This window comes from Deinococcota bacterium (assembly GCA_030858465.1).
In the GTDB taxonomy this organism is placed as follows: domain Bacteria; phylum Deinococcota; class Deinococci; order Deinococcales; family Trueperaceae; genus JALZLY01.
In genome coordinates, this window is the sequence record JALZLY010000183.1 from 22,602 (window position 1) to 29,765 (window position 7,164).

Here is a 7,164-nt window from a genome sequence, read left to right on the forward strand (position 1 = left end):
CGTAGCGGCCGCCCAGCCCCTACGGCTATAATGCCTTTCGTGTTCGCGCTCCTTGCCGGGCTTCTCGGCGCGCTCATCGGCTCCTTTGCCAACGTCGTCGTCTGGAGAATGCCGCGGGGTGAGTCCATCGTCTTTCCGGGCTCGCACTGCCCGCGCTGCAATCACCGCCTGGGCGCTCTAGACCTCGTCCCCATCCTCTCCTGGCTGGCGCTCAGGGGCCGTTGCCGCTACTGCCGGGCAGCGATTCCCTTTCGCTACCCGCTCGTCGAGGTCGTCATGGCGCTCGGCTTTGCGGGGCTGGCCTGGCGCTTTCCCCTCGAGCTCTACGGCCTCACCGCCTTGCCCCTCCTGGCGCTCTACGCGCTGCTGGTCATTGCCTCGGCTATCGACTTAGACCACCACATCCTGCCCGACAGCCTGACCCTGCCCGCCCTCGCCTTCGCCCTGGGAGCGACCTTCGTCTACGAGCCAGCGAGCGGCCTGCCGACCTTTGCAGGGGCCCTCTTCGGCGGGGCTCTGGGCGCGGGCCTCATCGTGCTCGTCAACCGCCTCGGCGGGCTCGTCTTGCGGCGCTTCGCGGACACCCAGGAACGCCTCTGGCCCGTCGGCATGGACCAGGTCAACCTGGCCGCTCTGGGCGGCGCCCTTTACGGCTGGGGCTTGGGTTTGGGACTGGCCGGCCTCTCGCTCCTCGCCAGCCTCGCGACCCGCAAGCCGCTGCGCCTCTCCGAGGCCGCGGTCTACGCCCTCTGGCTCGGCGCGCTCATGCTCGCCGCCTTGGGGCTAACGGTGGACGTGCTGACCGCCCTCGGCGGCTCCCTCGTCGCGGCGGGAGGGGTCGCCGTTCTGGGCGCCGCCTACTGGTGGCTGCGGGACCTGAAGACGGGCGAGAAACCGGACGCCGACATCGCCGAGGAGGACGACGAGCCGGTGGCGATGGGCTTTGGCGACGTCAAGCTGGCGGCCGTCTTGGGCGCCATGCTCGGCTGGCAGAGCCTGTTGGTGGCGCTCCTGCTGTCCTTCGTCCTGGGCGCGGTGGGAGGGGTGACGGCCACAGCCCTGGGCGGCGGCCGCCAGGTGCCCTTTGGGCCCTATCTGGCCTTGGGCGGCGTCCTCGCGCTCCTTTACGGCCCGGCCCTCATCCGCTGGTACGCTGGTCTGCTCGGGGTGGTCCAAGGGCCTCTGCTTGCTTTTGCAGGCGCTTGTATATAGTATCAAGGTTATATAGTATCAAGGTCGCCGAAGGTCCGCGCGCCTTCAATCCTGCCCTGCGGAGACCCCTATGACCATCCCGCCCACGCCCCCATCATGACCATCCAACCCATGCTCAAGGGACGCGACCTGCTGGCGCTCAGCGACCTCGACCGGAAAGAGTTTCATGCCCTCTTAGCGAGCGCGGCGGACATCAAGGCGCGCTTCAAGGCGGGCGATAGGCCTCCCCTTCTGGCCGGCAAGACCATCGCCATGATCTTCGAGAAGCAGTCCTTGCGCACGCGCTCGACCTTCGACATCGCCATGTACCAGCTCGGCGGCCACTCGGTCTTGTTGAGCCAGAACTACATCGGCGCCGGGGTGCGCGAGACGATCAAGGACGTGGCGAAGAACCTCGAGCGCTGGGTGGACGGCATCATGGCCCGCACCTACGGCCACCACACCCTGGTCAGCCTCGCCGAGCACGCCGGCGTACCGGTCATCAACGGGCTGTCCGACCTCCTGCACCCCTGCCAGCTGCTGGCGGACTACCTGACGCTTCGCGAGGTCTTCGGCGAATTAGCGGGGCTCAAGGTGACCTTTGTCGGCGACGGCAACAACGTCTGCAACTCGCACATCAACGCTGCGCTGCTGGCCGGCAGCGAGCTCACCGTCGCCTGTCCCGAGGGCTTCGATCCGGATACGGAGGTGCTCGAGAAGGCGCGAAGCCAGGGTGCGAAGATCGCCATCCAACGCGAGCCCAGGGAGGCGGCACAGGGCGCCGACGTGCTCTACACCGACGTGTGGATCTCGATGGGCCACGAGGAGGAGAGCGAGAGGCGGCGCCGAGCCTTCGCGGGCTATACCGTCACCCCCGAGTGGTTCGACGGCCTGTCCCCACGCGGCATCTTTATGCACGACCTGCCCGCCCACTACGGCGAGGAGTGCGTCGAGGAGGCCGTCTACCACCCGCGCAGCCGCGTCTTCGAGCAGGCCGAGAACCGCCTGCACGCCCAGAAGGCGGTGCTCGTGCACCTGCTGGCGGACGGCTAGCGGCGTGGCGAAGCTTAACGTAGCCATCCTCGGTGCCAGCGGCTACGGCGGCGCCGAACTCCTGCGCCGGCTCAGGCATCATCCCAACGCGGAGGTGGTGGCGGCGAGCTCGAGGCGGTACCAGGGCCGCGCCCTCGGCGAGGCCTGGCCGCAGTTCGCCGGCGAGTCCTTGCTCTTTACCAGCTCGAGCGAGGCGCTGAAACGCGGCGAGCTGATCTTTTCGGCCTTGCCCCACGGCACGGCCTTGGAGGTCGTCAAGGAGGCGCGGGAGACGGGCAAGCGGGTCGTCGACCTCTCCGCCGACTACCGCCTTTCGCCCGAGGATTACCAGCGCTGGTACGGCAAGGAGCACCCCTATCCCGCGCTCTGCGCCCAGGCCGTCTACGGCCTCAGCGAGCTGCACCGCGGCGAGACAAGAGGCGCCGGGCTGGTGGCCAACCCCGGCTGCCACGCGACGGCCGCGGCCTTGGCGCTGGCGCCGCTGGCCGCTCACGGCCTGCTCGGACCCGACACCGTCGTCCACTCCGCCACCGGCGTGTCGGGGGCGGGCCGGGCGCCGCCAACAGGCTTTCACTACAGCGACGTCAACGAAAATTACCAGCCTTACGGCGTCGCGGGGACGCACCGCCACACCGCCGAGATCGAGAACAGCCTGGGCCGGGTCAGGCGCGCGGGGCGGCAGGTCACCACCCACGACGCCTTTGAGCCAGTCCTGGTCAGCTTCAACCCGCACCTCGCGCCGATGACGCGGGGTATCTTAGCAAGCTGCTCCACCCGCCCCAAGGCGGCCCCGGATGGCGGCGAACTGCTCGAGCTCTACCGCCACTTCTACGCGGGCGAGAGGCTCGTCCACGTTCAGGCCGAGCTGCCGCAGACGAAGTCGGTCTATGGCAGCGACCGCACACTCATCAGCGTGCGCAAGGACGCCCGCAGCGGCCACATCGTCGCCTTCGCCGCCCTCGACAACCTCGGCAAGGGCGCGGCGGGCCAGGCGGTGCAGAACATGAACCTGATGTGCGGCTTCGAGGAGACGGCGGGGCTGAGTGTGGCGGCGGTCTACCCGTGAAACCGGTGTATCTATGAAACTGCCCAGGGGCTTTCAGGCGGCGGGCGTCGCCGCCGGCATCAAGCTTTCGGGTGCGCCCGACCTGGCCCTCATCTACGCGCCCATGCCGCTCGCCTGGGCGCTCACGACCACCCGGAACCTCGTCAGGGCGCCCTTCATCGACCGCAACCGCGAGCGCTTCGCCTCGGGGCAGCCCGTCCGCGCCGTCGCCGTCAACGCCGGCAACGCCAACTGCGCGACGGGCGAGCAGGGCGCCCTGGACAATGAGGCCTTCGCCGCCGAAGCGGCCAGGGCGGTTGGCGTTGAGCGGGTCCACGAGGTCCTGACCGCCAGCACCGGCGTGATCGGCCAGCCGCTGCCCATGGAGCGCATCCGCGCCGCCCTGCCCAGGCTGGCCCAGAACCTGGGCGAGGAGGCCGACGCGGCGGCGACCGCCATCATGACCACCGACACCCGGCCCAAGCTCGCGGCCGTGACCTTGGCGGGCGGCGCGCGGGTCGTCGGTATCGCCAAGGGTTCGGGCATGATCCACCCCGACATGGCGACCATGCTGGCCTTCGTGATGACCGACGCCGCCATTCCCCAGGCCGAGCTGCGCAGCCTCTGGCCTGGGGTGGTGAGCGAGAGCTTCAACCAGGTGACCGTCGACGGCGACACCTCGCCCAACGACATGGCCGCCCTACTCTGCAGCGCGCAGGTGGACGCCGACCAGAGCGACTTCGTGAGCGCCCTGCGCCAAGTCTGCGGGGACCTCGCCCGCGATATCGCCCGCGACGGCGAAGGCGCCACCAAGCTCATCACCGTGGTGGTCACGGGCGCCAGGAACGCCGACGAGGCCAAGCTGGCCGCGCGGGCCATCGCCCGGAGCCCACTGGCGAAAGCCGCCGCCTACGGCAACGACCCCAACTGGGGACGCATCCTGGTCGCGCTCGGCTACTCCGGGGCCGGGTTCGAGCCGGCGCGGGTGAGCATCGCGCTGCAAGGCAGCCTGGTCTACAGCGGCGCACCGCGACCCTTCGACGCGGGCGCCCTCTCGAGGCGGATGAACAGCCCCGACCTGCTCATCGAGGTGGACCTGGCGGCCGGTGGGGCGCGGGGCAGCGCCTGGGGCTGCGACCTCACCGCCGACTACGTCAAGATCAACGCCGATTATCACACCTAAGGAGTACACTGCGAGCAGGAAACCGCTTAGCGCTTGCCATTTCCAGATTGTGGAGGCAACCATGACCCGTCACACCGACCGGACGACCAAACTTCTGCTGCTGTTCCTTGTGCTCGGAGTCTGCGGACTTCTCTATCCACTCTTTGACGCCTCTCCCGTTCAGGCTCAAGAACGACTGGAAGATGCTCGTATTCCCATGCCCTTTGACGTTACCGCGGCAGGAGAAACCTTATACATCCTTTACTTCGGCGAGGAGGGCATGCAGATGAAGGCCTACCGCGCTGAAGTCATCGACGGAGGCCTGACGCTTCTCGAGAGCCCACCCAAAAACCTGCCATAAGGGGCCGGTGTCTTCTCGACAGCTTCAAGGGCGCCACATTCATGGCGCCCTGATGTCTTTACTCAGTCCTCAGCACTCAGTCCTTTCTTTTCCTGGGTTTGGGCAGGTGGATAGACAGGCCGTGCGCTGCCTCGGCCGCCTCCATAAAGCTCTCGCCGAGGGTGGGGTGGGCGTGCTGGGTGAGCGAGATGTCCTCTAGGGTCGCGCCCATCTCGATGGCTAAGGCCGCCTCGGAGACCATGTCCCCGGCGGAGGGCCCCACCATGTGAAAGCCTAAGAGCAGGTCGCTCTGAGCGTCGCCGATGACCTTGACCAGGCCCTCATTTACCCCGAGCGTCATGGCGCGGCCCGAGGCCTGCAGCGGAAAGATGCCGACTCTCACCTCGCGTCCCGCCTCCCTGGCTTCCTTTTCAGTCATGCCGACGCTGGCGAGTTCGGGGCTGGTGTAGACGACGTTGGGCACGATGGTGTCGTAGGCCGCGGGCTTGCCGGCGGCGTGCTCCGCCGCCACAAGGCCCTCCTTCATGGCCTTGTGGGCGAGGAGCGGCGCCCGCGCTACGTCGCCGATGGCGTAGATATGAGGCACCTTGGTCTGCATGTGCTCGTTGACGGGAAGATAACCGCGCTCGACCGTCACGCCGAGTTCCTCGAGCCCCAAACCCGCCCCCCTGGGTTTGCGCCCGACCGCCACCAGAATTTTGTCCACGGTGAGGGTTTCTTGCTCTCCGGCGGTGTTTTCCAGCGTCACCTCGAGGCCGTCAGCCGTCTCTTCGCACTTTACCGCCTTTGTTTTGGTCTTGATGGTGATGCCCCGCTTCTTGAACGACTTCGCCAACTCATTGGCGGCGTCCGCGTCGCTCGTCGGCACAATCTGGTCCAAAAGCTCCACCACGGTCACTTCCGCGCCCAAGGCGTGGTAAATGTCGGCGAACTCGAGGCCGATGGCGCCGCCGCCAATCGTCAGAAACCGCTTAGGAACTTCCGAGAGGAGCAGCGCCCCGGTGGAGTTGACGATGGTGTCGCCGTTCGTTTCGAAGCCGGGGATTTCGATGGGCTCCGAGCCGGTCGCCACGATAATCTTTTCGGCGCTGACCGACTTGTCGCCGATCTGGACGGTATGGGCGTCCTTGAAGGTGGCGGTGCCGTCAAACACCTCTACCCCGTTGCCCTTTAGGAGCACGCCTACTCCCCCCGTCAGCTTTTTAACGACGCCGTCCTTCCACTTGTTCATCGCCTCGAGGTTGATGTCGGGCTTGGCGAAGGTAACGCCAAAGTCACCCGCGTGCTGGGCGCTGCGCAGTTCGTCTGCTACATGCAAGAGAGCCTTGGTCGGAATGCAGCCGACATTTAAACACACGCCGCCCAAATACTCGGCCTCGACACAAGCGGTCTTTTTACCCATCTGCGCGGCGCGGATCGCCGCGTGGTAGCCGCCGGGACCCGCACCGATAACGAGAACTTCATAGTCCATGCCAGCCTCCTTCAAGACTCGAGACGCATATCGCTCCAGTCTAACCCCTGGCCCATAGACCGACTCCCGTTTACGAACGCGGCGGCAGAGGCGCTTTTGGAGTATGGTAGGGGCATGACGGTCAGCTTACCCGAACGCTCGGCCGAAGCGAAGGGCCCCATCACCCTGCGCTTTCCCGCAAGCGACTTTTTGGACGACGAGCGGCTGCTGGCGCTTTCTTCTTCAAATCCGGACTTGCGCCTCGAGCGCGACGCCCAAGGAGCACTTATTGTCATGCCGCCCGCAGGAGGAGAAACCGGAGACCGAAACTCTGAAATCAATATGCAATTAAGGCTTTGGGCTAAGCAGGACGGTAGAGGCACAACCTTTGATTCTTCGACTGGATTTCGTCTGCCTAATAGTGCGGTGCGCTCGCCAGATGCCTCTTGGGTGAAAAAGTCAAGACTGGAGATACTCACAGAAGAACAGCGAAAAAAGTTCTTGCCCCTGTGTCCCGACTTCGTGCTCGAGCTCCGTTCGCCCACCGACGGCCTGAAGACCCTACACGACAAGATGCAGGAGTACATGGCGAGCGGCGCCCAACTCGGCTGGCTCATCGACCCAGACTCTAAACGCGCCTATATCTACCGGCCTGAAGAGGTCGAGGCGCTCGAGAACCCCCAAACTCTCGACGGCGGCCCGGTACTGCCCGGTTTTGCGCTTGACCTGCGTGAGCTAGGGTAGTTGCAGTAGGGCGTGAAGAGTCACGTTCCTGCCTGAGCCAACAGCTTCCGCTCATAGATGTTTCTGATCGTCGTCTCGATATCAGGTTCTTGCACGGAGATGTCACGAATCCCGAAGCGCGCGGAGATGCGGCCTATCAGATCCGAAGCGCTCAAAGC

Annotated in this window: 7 protein-coding genes; 6 read left to right on the forward strand and 1 reads right to left on the reverse strand. The window is 66.0% G+C overall.

From position 1 onward, the window contains the following. Positions 1-39: 39 nt before the first annotated feature. The 5 genes from M3498_09465 (at position 40) to M3498_09485 (ending at position 4,812) form a co-directional block, all read left to right on the forward strand. On the forward strand, positions 40-1,212 hold the full coding sequence (locus tag M3498_09465) for a prepilin peptidase (protein ID MDQ3459508.1): 1,173 nt from the start codon (positions 40-42) through the stop codon (positions 1,210-1,212). A gap of 96 nt (positions 1,213-1,308) precedes the next feature. Beyond that, entirely contained in the window at positions 1,309-2,244 is a 936-nt protein-coding gene (argF, locus tag M3498_09470) for an ornithine carbamoyltransferase (protein ID MDQ3459509.1), read from the forward strand. Between the two features lie 4 nt (positions 2,245-2,248). Next, positions 2,249-3,310 carry an N-acetyl-gamma-glutamyl-phosphate reductase gene (gene argC, locus M3498_09475; GenBank protein ID MDQ3459510.1) on the forward strand — a complete coding sequence of 354 codons (1,062 nt, stop codon included), beginning with the start codon at positions 2,249-2,251 and terminating at the stop codon, positions 3,308-3,310. A gap of 13 nt (positions 3,311-3,323) precedes the next feature. Further along, positions 3,324-4,472 carry a bifunctional glutamate N-acetyltransferase/amino-acid acetyltransferase ArgJ gene (gene argJ / locus M3498_09480; protein MDQ3459511.1) on the forward strand — a complete coding sequence of 383 codons (1,149 nt, stop codon included), beginning with the start codon at positions 3,324-3,326 and terminating at the stop codon, positions 4,470-4,472. A 61-nt stretch (positions 4,473-4,533) separates the two neighbouring features. Further along, complete coding sequence (locus M3498_09485; GenBank protein MDQ3459512.1) at positions 4,534-4,812, forward strand: hypothetical protein; 279 nt, start codon at positions 4,534-4,536, stop codon at positions 4,810-4,812. 76 nt (positions 4,813-4,888) lie between these two features. Here M3498_09485 and lpdA read toward each other — a convergent pair whose 3' ends face one another. Beyond that, positions 4,889-6,283, reverse strand: coding sequence for a dihydrolipoyl dehydrogenase (gene lpdA, locus M3498_09490; protein ID MDQ3459513.1), 1,395 nt, complete (start codon positions 6,281-6,283; stop codon positions 4,889-4,891). Positions 6,284-6,397: 114 nt separating this feature from the next. On the opposite strand from lpdA, the gene M3498_09495 reads away from it, so the two are divergent. Then, entirely contained in the window at positions 6,398-7,006 is a 609-nt protein-coding gene (locus tag M3498_09495; GenBank protein ID MDQ3459514.1) for a Uma2 family endonuclease, read from the forward strand. Positions 7,007-7,164 lie beyond the last annotated feature (158 nt).